The sequence below is a fragment of the Cohnella sp. GCM10020058 genome (assembly GCF_042683485.1).
Taxonomy (GTDB): domain Bacteria; phylum Bacillota; class Bacilli; order Paenibacillales; family Paenibacillaceae; genus Cohnella.
On the sequence record NZ_JBHUJV010000007.1, the window covers coordinates 54,310 to 71,159 of the forward strand.

The 16,850-nt window shown below is 63.7% G+C and carries 14 protein-coding genes; 6 read left to right on the forward strand and 8 right to left on the reverse strand.

All coding sequences use genetic code 11. The annotated features are described in order from the left end of the window. The first annotated feature begins 59 nt into the window (after positions 1-59). Both ACFSR7_RS10505 and ACFSR7_RS10510 read left to right on the forward strand, forming a co-directional pair. Positions 60-668, forward strand: a complete 609-nt coding sequence (locus ACFSR7_RS10505) for a hypothetical protein (RefSeq protein ID WP_378161253.1) — start codon at positions 60-62, stop codon at positions 666-668. Positions 669-784: 116 nt separating this feature from the next. After that, positions 785-1,852: a YkvI family membrane protein gene (locus ACFSR7_RS10510; protein WP_378161255.1), complete on the forward strand. Its 1,068-nt coding sequence runs from the start codon at positions 785-787 to the stop codon at positions 1,850-1,852. 44 nt (positions 1,853-1,896) lie between these two features. On the opposite strand, the gene ACFSR7_RS10515 is transcribed toward ACFSR7_RS10510, so the two are convergent. The 3 genes from ACFSR7_RS10515 to ACFSR7_RS10525 form a co-directional block, all read right to left on the reverse strand. Then, on the reverse strand, positions 1,897-5,307 hold the full coding sequence (locus tag ACFSR7_RS10515; RefSeq protein WP_378161256.1) for an AAA family ATPase: 3,411 nt from the start codon (positions 5,305-5,307) through the stop codon (positions 1,897-1,899). Between the two features lie 102 nt (positions 5,308-5,409). Further along, complete coding sequence (locus ACFSR7_RS10520) at positions 5,410-6,690, reverse strand: metallophosphoesterase family protein (RefSeq protein WP_378161258.1); 1,281 nt, start codon at positions 6,688-6,690, stop codon at positions 5,410-5,412. 43 nt (positions 6,691-6,733) lie between these two features. Next, positions 6,734-7,876 carry a glycosyltransferase family 4 protein gene (locus tag ACFSR7_RS10525; protein WP_378161260.1) on the reverse strand — a complete coding sequence of 381 codons (1,143 nt, stop codon included), beginning with the start codon at positions 7,874-7,876 and terminating at the stop codon, positions 6,734-6,736. Positions 7,877-8,032: 156 nt separating this feature from the next. Between ACFSR7_RS10525 and ACFSR7_RS10530 the strand changes: the two genes are divergently transcribed. The 3 genes from ACFSR7_RS10530 (at position 8,033) to ACFSR7_RS10540 (ending at position 10,876) form a co-directional block, all read left to right on the forward strand. Next, on the forward strand, positions 8,033-9,199 hold the full coding sequence (locus ACFSR7_RS10530; RefSeq protein ID WP_378161262.1) for a GGDEF domain-containing protein: 1,167 nt from the start codon (positions 8,033-8,035) through the stop codon (positions 9,197-9,199). An 11-nt stretch (positions 9,200-9,210) separates the two neighbouring features. Beyond that, positions 9,211-10,605 carry an RsmB/NOP family class I SAM-dependent RNA methyltransferase gene (locus ACFSR7_RS10535; RefSeq protein WP_378161264.1) on the forward strand — a complete coding sequence of 465 codons (1,395 nt, stop codon included), beginning with the start codon at positions 9,211-9,213 and terminating at the stop codon, positions 10,603-10,605. Between the two features lie 175 nt (positions 10,606-10,780). Further along, on the forward strand, positions 10,781-10,876 hold the full coding sequence (locus ACFSR7_RS10540; protein ID WP_378120833.1) for a YjcZ family sporulation protein: 96 nt from the start codon (positions 10,781-10,783) through the stop codon (positions 10,874-10,876). A 78-nt stretch (positions 10,877-10,954) separates the two neighbouring features. On the opposite strand, the gene ACFSR7_RS10545 is transcribed toward ACFSR7_RS10540, so the two are convergent. The 5 genes from ACFSR7_RS10545 to ACFSR7_RS10565 all read right to left on the reverse strand — a co-directional run bounded on the left by ACFSR7_RS10545 (position 10,955) and on the right by ACFSR7_RS10565 (position 16,513). Continuing rightward, a complete protein-coding gene (locus tag ACFSR7_RS10545; RefSeq protein WP_378161265.1) occupies positions 10,955-11,764 on the reverse strand; it encodes a Cof-type HAD-IIB family hydrolase in 810 nt (269 codons plus the stop codon). After that, positions 11,761-12,660 carry a pseudouridine synthase gene (locus ACFSR7_RS10550; protein ID WP_378161267.1) on the reverse strand — a complete coding sequence of 300 codons (900 nt, stop codon included), beginning with the start codon at positions 12,658-12,660 and terminating at the stop codon, positions 11,761-11,763. Before ACFSR7_RS10550 ends, ACFSR7_RS10545 begins: the two co-directional genes overlap by 4 nt. Before the next feature lie 31 nt (positions 12,661-12,691). Beyond that, positions 12,692-14,326: an RsmB/NOP family class I SAM-dependent RNA methyltransferase gene (locus ACFSR7_RS10555; RefSeq protein ID WP_378161269.1), complete on the reverse strand. Its 1,635-nt coding sequence runs from the start codon at positions 14,324-14,326 to the stop codon at positions 12,692-12,694. Positions 14,327-14,528: 202 nt separating this feature from the next. Continuing rightward, positions 14,529-15,332, reverse strand: a complete 804-nt coding sequence (gene yjbM / locus ACFSR7_RS10560; protein WP_378161271.1) for a GTP diphosphokinase — start codon at positions 15,330-15,332, stop codon at positions 14,529-14,531. 74 nt (positions 15,333-15,406) lie between these two features. Then, the gene (locus ACFSR7_RS10565) at positions 15,407-16,513 is read right to left on the reverse strand and encodes a quinone-dependent dihydroorotate dehydrogenase (protein ID WP_378161273.1); all 1,107 of its coding nucleotides are present in this window, start codon (positions 16,511-16,513) and stop codon (positions 15,407-15,409) included. Positions 16,514-16,698: 185 nt separating this feature from the next. Between ACFSR7_RS10565 and ACFSR7_RS10570 the strand changes: the two genes are divergently transcribed. Next, on the forward strand, positions 16,699-16,842 hold the full coding sequence (locus ACFSR7_RS10570; protein WP_378120823.1) for a hypothetical protein: 144 nt from the start codon (positions 16,699-16,701) through the stop codon (positions 16,840-16,842). The last annotated feature ends 8 nt before the right edge of the window (positions 16,843-16,850 follow it).

Genomic DNA, 16,850 nt, shown 5'->3' on the forward strand with positions numbered 1-16,850 from the left:
CTTTATCTACTTCAAGCGGGTCAAACTAAATATAGAAAAGAATGTAAGGCGGTGTTCGAATGTACAACAGCCCACGCAAAGCGCGCCACCTTCTTCTCGGCGTGCTGGCGGCTGGCGTCGTGCTGCTGTCCGTCGCATGCGGCAGCGAGCAAGACGTTCCGTCGGCGGCAACTTCGCTCCCCTCTGCCGAACCGTCGATCGCATCCTCAAGCCCGACTCCCGAAGTAACGATTCATGCGCTTGGCGGCGATCCATCCGGCACGCCCCGGGAAGTACGCCAGCCGGAGCCCAGGCTCGGCGGCATCTCGCTCGGCATGACGCTGACGGACGCCGAAAACGAGATCGGCGGCCCGGCAGGCGACAGCTATACGCTGCCCGATGCGGGACGCACGGTCGAGCTCCGGGAATATGACGGATTAACGGTAGGATTCGATGCGTCCGAGCATGTCGTATATGTAGAAATTACGTCGGCCGCCGTTCCCTCCGGCCTGCCGAACGTCGAAGTCGGCAGCTCGACCGAAGACGCCGCACGGAGCTTGTCCCTGAAGGCGACCCCATCATCGTCGTCTATGACTGCCGACGTCGACGGCGGCATTTTGCGCCTGGACCTCGATCCTGTCGCGGACGAAGTCGTCACGATCAAGCTGATCGGCTCGGCGCTTGTCTAACACTTGTCTAACCGCTAGGCCTCTAACCCCTTCCCCCAGGCTTGTCATGGCGCGTCCGGCACGCTCATAGACTGAGAGAGGACAATCATGGACGAGTCGGGGGAGGTCCGCCGAAGATGAGGCGATGGGGCTTAAGCCTGCAGGTTGCATTCACTTTTATCGGCACGGTCGTCGGAGCCGGGTTCGCTACCGGACGCGAAGTGCTGCAATTTTTTACGCGGTTCGGCAACTGGGCCGGTCCGATGATTCTCGTATCCACCGCGCTGTTCGTCTGGCTCGGCGCCAAGATGATGCTGATGGCGGCCGCCATGCGCGCCAGATCGTACGAAGACTTGAACCGGCACCTGTTCGGGCACAAGGCAGGCGCATGGATCAGCCATCTGATGCTGCTCGTGCTCCTGGGCGTAAACGCGGTCATGCTGGCGGGGGCCGGATCGCTTTTTTCGGAGCACCTGAACCTGAACTATCAGAGCGGCCTGCTCATTACGATGACGGCGTGCTTCATTCTGCTGCGCAAGGGCATGAGCGCGATCCTCGCCATCAATACGCTTGTCGTACCGGTCATGATCGTATTCACGGCCGTGCTCGTCATCGAGACGCTGCGCGGGCCGGGCGCCGACCGCTGGATGACGCTTCCGATGGAGTTGTCCCCTTGGGCGGCCATCCTGTCTCCCTTTCTGTACGGCGCTTTCAACCTCTCTATGTCGCAGGCCGTGCTCGTGCCGCTCGGCGCGCGTATCGGCGACCCCGTCGTCCTGCGCAGAGGCGCATGGATCGGCGGCATCGGCATCGGCGGGATGCTGCTCGCGGGCCATCTGGCGCTCTCTTCTCGTATGCCCGGCGTCGAGCAATTCGAAATTCCGATGGGCGGCATTGCAAGGGAAATCGGGCCCTGGATTCATTGGATTTTTGTGTTCCTGATTTTCATGGAAATATTCACGACGCTCGTCGCGGACATTTTCGGCCTCTCCCTTCAGCTCCAGGAGCGGGTGAAAATTCCGCTCAACGCGCTCGTCGTCCTGGTGCTGCTGCTCTGCTTCATGGCCGGCCAATTCGGCTTCGGTCCGCTGCTGACGACGCTTTACCCGATCTTCGGCATGCTGAGCCTTGGCTGGGTCATGCTTATGGGCAGAGACCGGGTGCGTCCCGCGCCGCCTCCCGCCCCGCCAGAAGGCTTTTCTTGAACCCAGCTGCTTGAATCCATGTCCTTAAAACACAAGCTCCGCGTCTAGGGGCCGCTCGGGCCGCTTCCCTGCGCAGTCAGCTCCGGCAGCTTAAGCAGCCGCGAACCCGGCATGCCTTCCGAGAGCGTATCGGCTACGTGCCTGTGACAAGTAAACAGCAGAATTTGCCGGTTGGGAGACAGCTCGTTCAAGACGTTCACGCACCGCTTGAGCCGGACCTCGTCATAATGCACGAACAGGTCGTCCAGGAGCAGCGGCAGCGCCTGTTCGCGGGAAGCGGCGCCCGCCAGCGCAAGCCTCAGGGACAGGTAGAGCTGCTCCTGCGTCCCGCGGCTCAGGAAGGCGCTGCCGACGATCCGGCGATCCGCCGTCTCCGCGAGCAGGTCGGGCATGTCGCCAGGCGCCGCGATACGCGTGTACCGCCCCTCTGTAAGCTCCGCAAAGTAAGCCGAAGCTTGTCGCAGCACGGCAGGCTGGCGTTCTTCCTCGAACGTGACGCGGGTCCGTCTGATGAGCTCCGCCGTCGTTGCCAGCAGCGTGTACCGCTCCGCCAACCGTTCCAGCTCGGCTTGCATCTCTTCCAGCTCGAACGACGTTTCCTCCGTCTCCGCTTCGCGGCGAAGACGCTCCAACTGCTCGGACAAGCGTCCTCGCGCATCCAGCGCCTCAGCCCGCTCGGCTTCGCATGCGCTTACCGCTTCGCGCGCCTCTTCTGCCAGCATCGCCAGCATGCCTTCGTCATGCGCCTCCAGCAAACCAATAAGCGACTGCAGCTCCGCTTCGCCGCGGCCGGCGGACAGCCGAAGCTCGGCTTCCGCGCGCTCCCGGCGCAGCACCCTGCGGCGATCGTCCGCGTCTAGGCGCAGCGCGTACGCGTCCTCGCTGTCCGCGCCGGCCGCCCGGACGACGGCGAACGCGGCGGATTCCGCGGCCTCGAGCGTAGACAGCGCGGCGGACTCGGCCGCTGCCGCCTGCCGCAGCCGCTCTTCCAGCCCGCGGGCCGCGGCTGCCTGCTCCAGCTGCTCCCGCGCCTCGCGGTGCAGCAGCTTCACCGCGAGCGCCGCGTCGCCGCCGCTGTGCGCAGCGGGCGGACATGCCGCGAGCAGCGCCGCGGCGGCCGCCTCGAACGCGTCGCGCTCGGCCCGCAGCGCATCGGCCCGCGCCGCGAGCCTGGCCCGCTGACGCAGCTGCTGCAGCGCCTGCTCGGCGAGCTGGCCGAGCTCGGGGAGCGCGGCCGGCTGCAGCTGGGCCGGCAGCTTGCGCGCCGCCAGCCACGCGGACCAGTCTGCGCGGCCGGCGCGGATGGCCGCCTCCGTCTCCGCGAGCTCGCCTTCCGCACCTGCCAGCTCGCGCATGAGCGCATCTCGGCGCGCCTGCCGTTCGGCGTGGCGGCCTTGCTCCGCCTCCGCTTCCCCGAGCCGATCCAGCTCTCTATATACGTCGTCCCGCAGCCGAAGCCGAATCTCGCCTGCGACGCCCGCTTCATGCGTCCCGCCGCCCTGGTCGCCTTCGGCAGCCTCACGTTCCAGCGAGGCCGCCGCTTCAGCCGCCGACTCGCTCTCCCCAAGCAGCAGCCGAAGCGCTTCGCCGGCCTGACGCCGCTTTTGCTGCTCCGCCTCCCTGGCCGCGGTCGATCGCCGCAGCAGCGCAGCCGCAGCGTGGGGATCCGTGCCGGCGCCGCCTGCAGTACCCGGCGGTCTCCGCCCGACCCATGCCGCGGTGCCTGCGCCCATCGCAAGCACTGCCGCAAGCGCCGCATACGCGAACCGCCCTTGGTCCGATACGAGGGCAGCGATCAGGGCGGCAGCAGCGCCTGCCGCAAGCAGCAATGCGATTGCGTACGAAACGCCCGCACCGGGCGCGATGCCGCGACGATTCGCCCTCCCCCTGTCTCTGCCGCGTCCCGCGGTCCGACTGCCGCCGCCTCGACTATCGCGCATGTTCGCCACGCTGTCTTGTCCACGGACGAGGACGTTTGCTGTCGAAGCGTTCGCGCCAATCCCCGCCGCCTCTGCGGCAGCAGCCGCCCAGGTAGATTCGCGCCGCGCGGCTTCCGCTGCCTGCAGCGCGTCGTCAAGTCGATGCCAGGCATGCAGCAGTCCGTCGCGCGTATCCGGCTTAAAGCGGCCAGCGCCGCTCTGACTCGCCGCAGCCTGACCGGCACGACGCTCCGCCTCCTGATCGAACGCAGCGAGCTGGCGGCGAAGACGCTGCGCCTCGGCGGCCAGCAGCTGGCGGCTTCGCTCCTCCTCGGCCAGGCGCTCGCCGATGATACGCGCCTCCTCCCGCTCTCCGAGCGCGGCGACAGCCTCCGCGTCGGCCTCCCGCCAGCCCGGCCCGAGCCGGAGCAGCGCAGCGGCAGCCGCCTCCTCTGCGAGGCGCATGTCCGACTCCAGGCCGGCCATCTCGCCCCGTCTCGCTTCAAGCGCGTCGCCGCGCAGGTCCATCGCCGCCAGCTCGCCCGCACGGGCGACCAACCGCTCGTCCCATACGAGGCCGGCATACTCCGCTTCGAGCCGCCCGCGCTCTGCCGCCGCCTGCCTCACGGCGGCGCCCGCGAACGTTTTGCGCTCGCTGAGCTGTCGCCATTCCGCCGCAGCCTCGGCCGGCAACGGGTCGGCCGAGCGGATCTGTGCCGAGAGCGACGCCGCGATCGCTTCTTCTTCGCCGCGGAACGCGGCTGCGCGCAGCCACCATTCGCGGCCGCCCAGCGCCCCTAGCGCTTCGGCGGCTTTGACGCGAAGCTGCGGCAGCGCGCGCTCCAGATCTGCCGCGCGCGCGTTCAGCGCCGCGAGCCGTTCCAGCGCTTCCTGATAGGCGCCGAGCCCTTGACGGCCTTGTCGAAGCCGGCTCTCAAGCTCCCGGATCCGCGCCAGCAGCTCTCCCATTTCCTGAACGGAGCCCTTTGGCCGGTACAGCCTGTCCATCTCGGCCCTCAGCCGTTTGCCTGCCGACGTCAATGCCGCGCCGCCGGCCATGCCTGCGTGGTACAGAAAATTGCCGATCTCGTCGCCCTTAAGCGAACGAAGCTCGTGCAGCTCGTCCAGGCTGACGGCGTAAAGCTGCCTGAACAGCGGCTCGGACACGCCGCCGAGCAACAGCCGCTCGATCTCGGCTTGCGTGAGCCGTCGTTCGCTGCCGTCCGCTTCCCGCAGCGTCGCGACAGGCGCACCTTTGCGCTGTGGCGCGTCCGCGTACCGCTCGAGAATACGCTGGCAGCCCAGCTCGTCACGCAGTACGAGCCGTCCGCCGTGACGCCCCCCGCCGACGGGCTCGCCCCGCTCGGGCAGCTGCGCGCGCGTCGCGAAGCCGTATAGCATGCTTCTCATGAACCGGAGCAGCGTGCTTTTGCCCGCTTCGTTCGGTCCCCAGACGACCGTCGTCTGCGCGTCGAACCGAAGCCGCACGCCGGCCAGCGGACCGAAGCCGTCGATATGCAGTTCCTCTATGAACATCGTTTGCGCCTCCCCGCCGGATCACGCCCGGTTCTCTTCACGGCGACAGCTGCCGTCATCTCAATTCATCATCCCGCGCACGCAATTTCCCCCGCGACCGCGTCAATCCCCGCCTTCGCGGAGCAGCGCCGCCGCCAGCTCGCCCGCGCGCGCGATCAGCTCGGACCGCTGCGCGTCGTCGCGCCCATCCAGCCACTGCCGCAGCTTCGGATGATGACGCAGCGGCTCGGCCGCTTCGCGCAGCAGCGCCCGCGAAGCGGCCGGATCGGACGCGGACGCGGCGGAGAGCCGCAGCAGCTCGCCCAAAAACCCGTCCTCCGACGCCGCAACCTCTGCGCGCGAGCCTCCTCCTGCCTCGACCGCGATCCGCTCGACCCAGACCCAATCGTCCCGCTCGTCGGGCGCCCCCAGCCAGCTCCTCAGCTCGCCGGTCCACGCCTCCGCCTCGCCGTCCCGCAGCAGGCGTTCAAGCAGCGCTCCGCTGCCCGTCAGGCGCAGACGCAGCACCAAGGGCCTGCCTCCGGCTTCGCGACGCGCGTCTTCGGCGGACTCAAGCAGCCTGTCCTGAAGCGTCTGCTCGCCGTCCTCTTCGCCGATTCGCACCTCGCGGACGAGCCATCTCACTTCCGACAGCTCGCGAAACGATAGCGAGATGCTTCCCTGCTCCGACACGTCGACGCGGTACGCGCCTTTCGGTCCCGTTTCGCGGATGCTCCGCCCCTGGATATTGCCCGGATAGACGACATGCGGGTACTCATGCAGAACGCGCCGGTCGTGTATGTGACCGAACGCCCAGTAATCGAAGCCGGACGCCGCCAGCTCCGCTAGCTTGCACGGCGCGTAGTTGTCGTGCCCTTCCTGGCCGTCGATGTTGCCGTGCAGCACGGCCAGATGAAAGGGAGCGCCTTCGATCATGCGGTAGCGCAGCGCGAGGTTGTCCTTGACCGCGGACTCCATGTAGGAGATTCCGTACACATGCGCCGCCAGCTCCCCTTTGCGCGTATAAGCCGGCCGGCAGCCGACCTCCTCCGTCCCGAACACGTGCACCGACGCGGGCCAATCGAGCCGCGCGGATCTGCCGCCGGCCGGATCGTGGTTGCCGTGCACGACGAACGCCTGCACGCCAGCCTCCGCAAGCCTGCCCATCGCCTTCTGCATGCGAAGCTGCGCGCGAAGCGATCGGTCGGCCGCATCGTACAAATCGCCCGACAACACGAGGAAGTCTACTTCCTCCCGCAGCACCGTCTCGACGAGTTTGTCGAGCGCGTTTAACGTCGAATTTTTAAGCCGCTCGCGGACCGCAGAAGGAACTTTGGACAGTCCGCGGAACGGACTGTCCAAGTGTAGGTCGGCGGCATGCACGAATCGAAATGGCGGCTGCATCCTCTCAACTCCAAATTCAAGATGGTTCCCGGCGCCCTTCTCCTCAAGTCGACTCTTCGACAGGCGGACCGAGATCGATATAAATTTTTTTCAGCTCCTGGATGACGCGGCTCAGCGAATACGTCTTTTTGGCCTTGTTCCAGGCGGCGCGCGCCAGCTCGTAGCGGTAATGCGGATCGAGGATGAACTTGTCGATGGCGTCCGCCAGCGCCTTCGGGTCTTCGCCCGGGACAAGCAGGCCGTTGACGCCGTCCTCGATCTGCTCGGCGATACCGCCGACGTCGGTGCCGATCAGGGAAAGCAGGCAGAGCGCGGCTTCGGCGAACACGGAGCCGAAAGCTTCGGCTCGCGACGGGAGCACGAAAATATCGAAAAACGGCAGCATTTCCTCGGGATGGAGCATGTACCCGTAAAAAATCGTATCGTCGTAAATGCCTTCCGCTTGCGCCAAACTCTCCAGCTCGGGACGGATCGGGCCGTCGCCGATAATGTGCAGCACAAACTTCCTGTTCTTATTGCGCAGTTCGGCGCAGGCTTTGATGAGCAGGTCGATGCCCTTCGCCGGGACGAGACGGCAGACCGTTACGATCTGGGCCACCTCGTTGTCGTGGGAGATCGGCTTGAAGCGGCGCTCGTCATATCCGTTCGGAATGACGCCGACAAGCTCCGGACTTTTCATATAAGCGCCCATATAGCCGGCGAACGATTGCGATACCGTCAGCATCTTATCCGTCTTGGCCTCGAGCTCGCCGTACAGTTTCGTCAGAAACCGGTGCTCGGGACCGTCCGCCGCGATGCGCCCGTTCAGGATCAGCTCGCGCTCGTAGCTGGAGTGAACGGTCATGACGAGCGGCGTATCCGGATAAATCTTCCGAAGCGCGAGCGCCGCGACCGGGTGGTGGGCATGGATCAGATCGTAGCCGCTCTTCAGCCGCAGTTTCGTCCACCATACGTAATCTTTTAGCGTCTGCATATATTTGTCCACGACCGGATTGCCCGCATAAAGGCGCCAGTCGAACGTATCGAATTCAAAAGGTTCCTGTCCCTTGTTCCGGATTCGCTTCGGAATCGAGAACAGCTCGATATCCCATCCGATCTTGCGGAAACGCTCGCCGATATAGGGCACCATGGAAGATACGCCGCCCGGTTGCTCCGGGGGAAAAAACAACGCCTGTAAAATATTCATCGGCGATTCCTCCTTATAGCCCTACTATCTCGTATTGTCTAAATTATGATATAGTGGAACATATGTTTCTGCAAGCGAGGGTAGGCGCCGGCGATCCAAAGCCGCCGCCTCGCACCGCTTCGTGCGGATTCTAGGACCGGATGCAAGGGGATACGCATGGACGTTCAAGACTTCTGGAACAATCGCGAGCTGCTGTTCGCTTCTTCCTCCGCCGCATCCGCCGTGATCATCGGCCTGATGATGTTTATGGCCTACCGGCTGATTGCCGGCAATCGCAGCAGCGCGTTTCGGCTGCTTCTGCTCGCACTGTCCCTGCTCGCCGTCTATCATGCGCTGGCGCTCGCCGACGGCTTGAACCTGCTGGAAGGGCGGTCGATTCCCCAACTGAGCGGCATCCTGTACATAGCCGCCTTCGTTGCGCTTAACTTCGCCTTCTTCGAATTATACTACAGGAAGCGCGCGCGCACGCGCGCCTGGTTTTACGGCTTGCTCGCCGTCGGCGTCACAATCGCGGTATGCAATCTGCTGTCGGCGACGGGACAACCGGTAGCCGGGCCGTCGGACGCCGGAACCGCGGAACGGACGAACCTGCTCCTGGCGCTTGAGGACGGCTTCGTACTCCTGCTGTCGGGCCTTTTTGCGGTGATGTTCGCACCTCATCTTAGACAGCGCAAGCGTTATGCCGTCAGTCTTTGCTTTGCCTTTTTCGGGCAGCTCGCCGCGTTTCTGACCCGCGATTTCGGCGCCCGTTCGCCTATTCTCGATTTGATGACCGCCATTTTTCCCGTGTTCTATTATATCGTCCTGTTTATGATTCTTTTCGAGCGCGTCGTGGAGCTGATGCAGACCGCTTACCGCTCCTCCATAACCGATGGATTGACCGACTTGTACAATCGGCGCTTTTTTACCGCCCGCCTGGAGAAGTCGTTGGCGCATGCGGGCCAAGGCGCCGTCGGCGCGATTTTTTGCGATATCGACGACTTCAAGAAGCTCAACGACACCAAGGGACACCAGGCTGCGGACGTCGTCCTGAAGCAAGCGGCAGCCATCCTCCGCGAGGAGACGGAAGGCATCGGCCTTGCCGGCCGCTATGGCGGCGAAGAGCTGGTCGCATTCGTCCAATCGGCCTCTCCCGACGCCGCCGCCGTGGCCGAGCGCATCCGGGCTCGCATCGCCAAAGAGACTGTCGTGACCGTGAGTGTCGGCTGCGCGCTGTCTCAGCCGGGCATCAAGGCCGAGCAGCTCATGAAAAACGCGGACGAAGCGATGTACCGGTCCAAGCGTTCGGGTAAAAACCGCGTATCGTTATACGACCAATTGTAAGGAGATATCTCATGCCAGCGCTGCCTTCAACCTATATCGAACGAATTGCCGCCCAGTTGGGCGAAGAGACCGGCGCATTCCTGCGCAGCATGGAGGCGCCCCGTTCTTACGGGCTTCGCCTTCATACGCTCAAGCTCTCCGCTGCGGACGACCATCCGGCTTGGCGATCGCTTGCGGCCGAGTTCGGGCTCGCTCCAATTCCATGGTGCGGGACGGGCTTCACTTACGATGGCACGACCCGTCCCGGCAAGCATCCGTATCATCATGCCGGCCTCTATTATATTCAGGAGCCGAGCGCCATGATCGCCGCGGAGCTGCTCGCCCCGCAGCCCGGCGACATCGTGCTGGACTTGGCCGCGGCTCCGGGCGGCAAGACGACCCAGATTGCCGCCAAGCTGCAGGGCGACGGACTGCTCGTCGCCAACGAGATTCATCCGGGCCGGGCGCGTATTCTCTCCGAGAATGTCGAGCGGCTCGGCATCGTCAACGCCGTCGTCGTGCAGGCGACGCCCGGCGAGCTCGCAGGACGACTGCCCGGGGCCTTCGACAAGATCATGCTCGACGCGCCTTGCTCTGGCGAAGGCATGTTCCGCAAGGAGCCCGAAGCCTGCGCGGAGTGGTCGACGGACGCGGTGGCGATGTGCGCGGCCAGGCAACGCGATATCCTGCCCGATGCGGCAGCCATGCTGAAGCCTGGCGGAAGGCTCGTCTACTCCACTTGCACGTTCAATCACGAGGAGAACGAGGAGACGATCGCCTGGTTTTTGGCCAGGCATCCGGCATTCCGGCTCGTCTCGACGAAGCGCATGTGGCCGCAGCGCGGTGAAGGCGAAGGACACTTCGCAGCCGTGCTGGAGAAGGCGGCCAGGGATGATAGCGATCCCGGTCTACCTGACAAGAGGCGCGCCAAAGGCGGCAAAACGCCGCGCGCCGACGCCGCAGTCGCACTGTCCGCGCTTAAGCTATACCAGTCGTTCGCCGCGCAGTCGCTGCCGGGGTACGGTTTGCCGACGGCGGGCGTCCCGCTGCTGTTCGGCGAGTCGTTGTATTGGTACCCGCAGCCCGAAGGCTCTCCGCTTCCGTCCGAATCGCTCGGCGGGCTTCGGACCCACCGCCCCGGCCTCCACCTGGGCGACATCAAAAAAGGCAGATTCGAGCCTGCCCACGCGCTGGCGCATGCCGTCCGCGCTGATCAAGCCTCTCTGAAGCGCGATTATCCGGCACGCAGCGAAGCGGTCTCGGCCTATTTGCGGGGAGAAGCGCTGTTCGACGACCAAGGCGAGCGCGAAGGCGCAACTGCGCTCGGATGGGGTCTTCTCTGCGCGGACGGCTTCCCGCTCGGCTGGTTCAAGGCGAGCGGCGGCCAGCTGAAAAATCATTATCCCAAAGGACTGCGGATGAATTGAGCGTTGGCGCGAGACGAGGATTGCCGTGCCCAAAATAAAAGCGAACCGGGCATCTGTCCAATCCGCTCCGGCAATTTGTCATACTATACATTATTCCGAGCGGCGACGCGGCAAACGGGAACGAAGTTCCCGCCGCTCCCTCGGAGCCCGATTGAATGACAAAGGAGGAATTCGCATGTCTGGTGTTGCAGGTGGCTACGGTTCGTCCGCTGCGTTCGTTCTGGTGCTTTTCATACTGCTCGTGATTATCCTTCGCGCAGGCTTCTTCTAATCCCCATGTCCTTTAGCAACGCTAAAAAGCCGGCCCTCGGGCCGGCTTTTTCTCTATATTCGCAGATTTACCGCGACGTTACCTCGATGGCGCCGATGCGCCTGCCAGACAAGCCTCCAGCACCAGCGCGACCCCGTCCTCGTTGTTCGAGGCCGTTACCGCGTCTGCGACGGCTTTGACCTCGGGCGGAGAATTGTCCATCGCTACGCCATATCCGGCGTACTGCAGCATGCCGACGTCGTTATAATAGTTGCCGATCGCCAGCACCTGCTCGCGCGGGATTCCACGCTTTTCCGCCCATTGCTTGAGCGCCGTTCCTTTAGATGCTTTCCTGTGCTGGAGATCGATAAAGTAGTCTCCGCTTCGGATTGTCTGCAGCTCGTGCCGCCACGACTGCCAATGCGCCTCCAACTCGTCAAGGTCCTGCTTGGGGGCGAACAGGGATATTTTGACGGTCCGGTCGGGATACCGATCCTCTCGCGATCTCAAAACCGGCTTGGACAGCATACGTGCGTACATAGCGGCGGTCTGCTCGTTTAATTGCTCCACGTAGATGTCGAATGCCGTATTCAGATCAAAGTGAATGCCGCGCTCTCTGCACAGCGCCAAATAGCGATCTATCTCGTCCGCACCGATCGGAGACTCCTGCAAGATTTCACGCGACTCGCCGTCCACAATCGAGGCGCCGTTATGGGTGATGACCGTCCCGGACAAGCCCAGCTGCGCCAGCACCGACAGCGCGCTCGCCGAGCCTCTGCCCGTGCACAGGACGATCTCTGCGCCTGCAGCCGCTGCCGCAGTTACCGACCGCTTTACGCTTGTCGTCAGCTCATGGTCGTCGTTGATCAGCGTGCCGTCGACATCCAGCGCGATCAGCTTGTATTTCATTTCATTTGATCCTCCGTTTTCTTGTAGCTGCGCAAGCGTTCGAGCTCGTCCTCCGCCAACTCCCGCCACTGGCCCGGTGCCAGCGTCTCGTCGAGCGGAAGCGGCCCCATCTCGATTCTGCGCAAATAAAGCACCTTTTTGCCGACCGCCTCGAACATCCGTTTAACCTGATGATACTTGCCTTCCGCGATCGTCAGCTCGATCCAGCTCAGCGGCTCGCCTGCGGCGACCGCTTCCTGCCAGCTCGTCCGGTTCGTCCGCAGCGCGGGGAACGTATCGAGGCGCTCGAGCGCCTTGTCCATCGTAAAGGCAGACGACGCCCGCACGATGCCCGCAGTGCCGTCAGCCTCCAGATCCGCTTCATGCTTTGGACTTTCGAGTACGCGCAGCGCTGCCGGCAGCGTCACATAGCCGTCGTCGAGCGTCACGCCCGTAGCGAAGGTCGCGATATCATCCGAGCCGACGAGGCCGGCCACGAGCGCCTGGTAAGTCTTCGGCACATGCTTGCGCGGAGACAGCAGATCGTGAGACAGCTTGCCGTCGTTCGTGAGCAGCAGTAATCCCTCCGTGTCCTTGTCCAGCCGTCCGACAGGAAAAGGCGAAAACACGCGCAGCGCCTCCGGCAGCAGCTCGAGCACCGTGCGGTCGCGATTGTCCTCGGTCGCTGAGACGAAGCCGGCCGGCTTGTGGAGCATGACGTACAATGTATCGCGGTAGACGATCCGCTCCCCCTCCAGCACGACCTCGTCCGCGTGCGGATCGATCTGCATGCCCGGGTCCTTGACGCGGGTGCCGTTTACGGTCACCGCGCCCTGACGGACGAGCGCCTTCAAGCCGCTTCGCGTGCCGTAACCGAGATTTCCGAGCATTTTGTCCAATCTCATTTTTGTTTTCATGGCTTCTCCTTCGTTTCCGTCAAGGAATGGGCTACACCCGCCGCCATCCCGGCAGCAGCTCGTTTTTTAGCGTCATTCCGTCCCATCGGCCCCATCCGAGCGGATAACCGTCCAGGCAAACCAGCGTCCACCCTCGCTTGTCCGTCGGCTCGCCGTTTAGACCGATGACCTTCACGGGAGCCGGCTGCAGCGTCTCTCCCTTTAAATACCGGATCGCATCCTCGTCCTCGCCCGCGAGCTGCAGGCAGAGTGCGACCTGGTGCGGCTTAAGCCCCATGGCAAGCGCTTGGGAAGGCTCGAACCGGTGCTTGGTCGCCAGGCCGAGCAGCCAGCCTCCGCGCACGAGGCGCAGCCCCTGCATATCCCCCGCCAGCTCGGAGACGGCGTACACGCGGTCGCCCTTGATCCGGATCGTTCCGGGCGGCGTCCAGCCAGGAAGGCATTCCCGCAAAAAAGCCTCAAACCGCGCGACTGTATCGGATTCGCCGCCCGCGCGGTTATGAAGACTTGTCGGACGTCCGTGCCCGCTTGCGTTGGCTCCACGTAGATCCGTTGTCGTCCGCTTGCCGCGTTTCGTATCCTTGATCGACGAGCCGCCCGCTTTACCGCCCGCCTTCTGACTTTCAGCGGCTACGGTTCCAGCCGGCTCGCGCTCGCTCGAAGGTTCGGACACCGCCATGCCTGGCGGAGCCGCCCGTTCGAGCAGCGCGGCAAAATGGCCTTCGCCGCGCACGCGATGCGGCCACAGCCTTACCGTCCCGGCCAAGCGCGCCGCACGGCCAGGACCGAGCGCCGCGGCTTCCTCCGGCTTCAGCCACTCGGGTCTTCCCGGCGCGAAGCCCCAATCCGCAGGCCATTCCGTCGCCACGACCTCAAAGTCCGGGTGCGCGGCTAAAAATCGGGCGATCGTCCCCTCGTTTTCCACGGGGGAAAACGTACAGGTGGCGTATACGAGTCGTCCGCCCGGCGCGACCAATCTGGCCGCCTCCCGCATGATCTCGTCCTGCATGGCCGCGTATCTGGCCGGGGCATCCGCGTCCCACTGCCGGACCATGTCCTCGTCCTTGCGGAACATCCCTTCGCCGGAGCACGGCGCGTCCACAAGTACCCGGTCGAATGTCGCACCGAACGCGGCCGCGAGCTTCGCAGGCGACTCGTTCGTGACGACAGCGCAGCCGATGCCCGCCCGTTCAATATTTTTGGCCAGCGCCTTCGTGCGCTCGGTTGCCAGATCGTTCGTCACGAGCAAGCCCGTGCCGCGAAGCTTGGCAGCCAGCTGCGTCGACTTGCCGCCGGGCGCCGCGCACAGATCCAGGACACGCTGCCCCGGCTGCGGATCGAGCAGCTCGGCGGGCAGCATCGCGCTCGGCTCTTGAATATAGTAGAGACCGGCGTAATAATAAGGATGCTTGCCGGGGCGCTCGGACTCCTCCGTATAATAAGCGCCTGCCGCCCATGGCACCGGATCTTTGCCCTGAACGAACGACTGTCCCGCGGAAGGCTTGTCTACAACCGCTTCCGCTTCGCCGGAGCCGCTCGATTCGAGCTTCAGCCCGTTCAGTCTGATCGCCGTCTTCTTGGGCTCGGCATAACTGGCCAGAAAGTCCGCCGCTTCCTCGCCGAGCAGCTCGCGCATCTGATTCACGTATTCCTTCGGCAGCGCCATCGCCGCCTCCTTCTCTCCGCCTGTCGGAGCAGCATTTCCGTCATTTCCCATATAAAAAAGAGAGCGTTTCGGGCCGCATGCCAGCCGGCCCGAACGCTCTTTAAGCCTTGCTCGGCCATGGACGACCGGCGGCAGCCTGCCCGCCCGTCGCACACCGCGGGAGAGCCCCTCAAGCTTGCCGCCGGCTGGAACCCGCCAGCCGTTACTGGGTGCTGTTCTTGCCCGCCCGGGCGAGCGCGGCTTGAATCTCCTGCGACAGCTCCGCCAGCGCCCACATATCCTCCTGCTCCCATAGCTCGTTGAACCGCAGCTGGAACTGCGCGGCCTCGCGGACGCGACGGAAGAAGTACAGACCCTGGATATCGTTGAGCACCTTGCGCACGATGCCCGACTTCTCCTCGAAGTCCTGCTGGGCATCCACGATCTCCTGTCGGATGCTCGACATCTCGCGGTCGAGGGCAAAGGCGGCTTCGGCGGCTTTGCGCAGCCGCTCTCTGACGTGCTCCGGCAGCTGCTCGCGGTATTTATAGTTCAGCGAATGCTCGATCGTCGCCCAGAAATTCATCGCGAGCGTGCGAATCTGAATCTCCGCAAGCACCGGCATCGAGCCCAGCGACGTCTGCACCGGATATTCGACGATGATGTGGTAGCTCCGGTAGCCGCTGTCTTTATAATTCGTAATATAATCCTTCTCGTAGACGAGCCGCAGGTCCTTGCGGATGCGGATCATGTCCGCAACTCTGTGAATATCCTCCACGAACTGGCACATGATGCGAATGCCCGCGATATCCTCGATGCCCGTCTCGATCTGGTCGATCGGAACGCTGAGCCGCTTCGCCTTTTCCAGGATGCTCGAGATCCGCTTGACCCTGCCGGTCACGAACTCGATCGGCGCGTATTCGTCGCGGGCCTTCAGCTCGGTGCGCAGCGACTTCAGCTTGATCTTAAGCTCCTCTACGGCCTGCTGGTAGGGCAACAGGAACTTGCTCCAGTCTCTTCCGTCCATACGTCTACGCATCCTTTCCTGCCGCATTGCCGCGCTATCGTGTTACTTGCGAGCGGATGCCGCCGCAGTCGCCTTCAACGCCGGTGATCGGCGCCGATCGCCTGGGTGATCCGGGTGAATCCGTCCTGCTTGAGCAGACGCTTCAGACCTTCCGCGATCTCCTTAAACACGCCCGGACCCTTGTAAATCAGCGAGGTGTAAACCTCCACCAAAGACGCGCCGGCGCGAATCTTGTCGTAGGCGTCCTGGGCCGTGAAAATGCCGCCCGAGCCGACGATGGGCAGCCGGCCTTCGGTCATGCGATAGAGGGAGCGGATCACTTCGGTGGAACGCTGCGTGAGCGGGCGTCCGCTCAGGCCGCCCGTCTCCGTCTTGTTCCCGTGCGTCAGCCCTTCCCGGCCGATCGTCGTATTGGTGGCGATGATGCCGGAGATGCCGCTCTCCACGATCGCTTGCGCCATATACGAGAGCTGCTCCTCGTCGTTGTCCGGTGCGAGCTTGACGAGGATCGGCTTAGGCAGCTCGCCGCGCGCGGCGGACTGGGTCTCCATCTCGCCCTTGACCGCGGCCAGCAAATCGCGCAGCTCGTCGCCGTGCTGCAGCGCCCGCAGATCCGGCGTGTTGGGCGAGCTGATATTGACGACGAACAGATCGCCGTAAGGATACAGCTTGGCCAGACAAGCCCGGTAATCGGAGGCCGCTTCTTCGTTCGGCGTCGCCTTGTTTTTGCCGATGTTCACAGCCAGAGGAACCTTGCGCTTGCCAAGCCGCGCGAGCCGCTCCGCCATCGCGTCGGCGCCTTCGTTGTTGAAGCCCATCCGGTTAATGAGTGCCTCGTCCGGCGGAAGCCGAAACAAGCGGGGACGGTCATTGCCCGGCTGCCCCTTGGGCGTCACCGTTCCGACCTCAAGGAACGACAGGCCGACGCTGCCGAAGCCGCGGACGGCCTTCGCGTTTTTGTCGAGTCCCGCCGCGAGTCCGACGGGATGACGGAACTGGAAGCCGAGCAGATCGACGGCCAGCTCCGGCGAATCCGAGACTCCCCATATGCCGGATAACAGGGACGGCACGCCCGGGATCCGGGAAGCGGCGCCCATGCCGTCAACCACGAGGTGGTGGGCGTCTTCGGGATCCATTTTGAAAAACAGGGGTTTAACCCACTTATACAAGCGTTTCAGCATCCTTTCAAATCGCGGCGTCAAACGGAAAAGCCGCATAAAACCCTCGCGTATCAGTTTAGCCTTTTCTGCGCCAAAAGAAAAGGGAATATCGCCCTCGCGAGCGCCCGTTTCATCTGGCGTTTTAAAGATCAAGCGTTTACAATAGTAGCATATGTCGATTATGTAAATTGGAAAGGTTGATTCCCATGAGCGCGCCAAAAAAACAAGCACCGATTCACCGCAAACCTGAGGTCAAGGAGCAGGTCAACAAGCGCGGGATCATCATCGCGGGTACCATTTTTGGCGTCATCGTCATTGCGGTGGCCGTCCTCCTGATCGTCAATCCATAGGGAGCAAC

Excerpts from the sequence above, each read along its gene's own strand:
- ACFSR7_RS10505 (WP_378161253.1), top strand. The coding sequence starts at position 60 with ATGTACAACAGCCCACGCAAAGCGCGCCACCTTCTTCTCGGCGTGCTG.
- ACFSR7_RS10565 (WP_378161273.1), bottom strand. The coding sequence starts at position 16,513 with ATGCTGAAACGCTTGTATAAGTGGGTTAAACCCCTGTTTTTCAAAATG.
- ACFSR7_RS10550 (WP_378161267.1), bottom strand. The coding sequence starts at position 12,660 with ATGAAAACAAAAATGAGATTGGACAAAATGCTCGGAAATCTCGGTTAC.
- ACFSR7_RS10535 (WP_378161264.1), top strand. The coding sequence starts at position 9,211 with ATGCCAGCGCTGCCTTCAACCTATATCGAACGAATTGCCGCCCAGTTG.
- ACFSR7_RS10520 (WP_378161258.1), bottom strand. The coding sequence starts at position 6,690 with ATGCAGCCGCCATTTCGATTCGTGCATGCCGCCGACCTACACTTGGAC.
- yjbM (WP_378161271.1), bottom strand. The coding sequence starts at position 15,332 with ATGGACGGAAGAGACTGGAGCAAGTTCCTGTTGCCCTACCAGCAGGCC.
- ACFSR7_RS10570 (WP_378120823.1), top strand. The coding sequence starts at position 16,699 with ATGAGCGCGCCAAAAAAACAAGCACCGATTCACCGCAAACCTGAGGTC.
- ACFSR7_RS10545 (WP_378161265.1), bottom strand. The coding sequence starts at position 11,764 with ATGAAATACAAGCTGATCGCGCTGGATGTCGACGGCACGCTGATCAAC.
- ACFSR7_RS10530 (WP_378161262.1), top strand. The coding sequence starts at position 8,033 with ATGGACGTTCAAGACTTCTGGAACAATCGCGAGCTGCTGTTCGCTTCT.
- ACFSR7_RS10540 (WP_378120833.1), top strand. The coding sequence starts at position 10,781 with ATGTCTGGTGTTGCAGGTGGCTACGGTTCGTCCGCTGCGTTCGTTCTG.
- ACFSR7_RS10555 (WP_378161269.1), bottom strand. The coding sequence starts at position 14,326 with ATGGCGCTGCCGAAGGAATACGTGAATCAGATGCGCGAGCTGCTCGGC.
- ACFSR7_RS10510 (WP_378161255.1), top strand. The coding sequence starts at position 785 with ATGAGGCGATGGGGCTTAAGCCTGCAGGTTGCATTCACTTTTATCGGC.
- ACFSR7_RS10525 (WP_378161260.1), bottom strand. The coding sequence starts at position 7,876 with ATGAATATTTTACAGGCGTTGTTTTTTCCCCCGGAGCAACCGGGCGGC.
- ACFSR7_RS10515 (WP_378161256.1), bottom strand. The coding sequence starts at position 5,307 with ATGTTCATAGAGGAACTGCATATCGACGGCTTCGGTCCGCTGGCCGGC.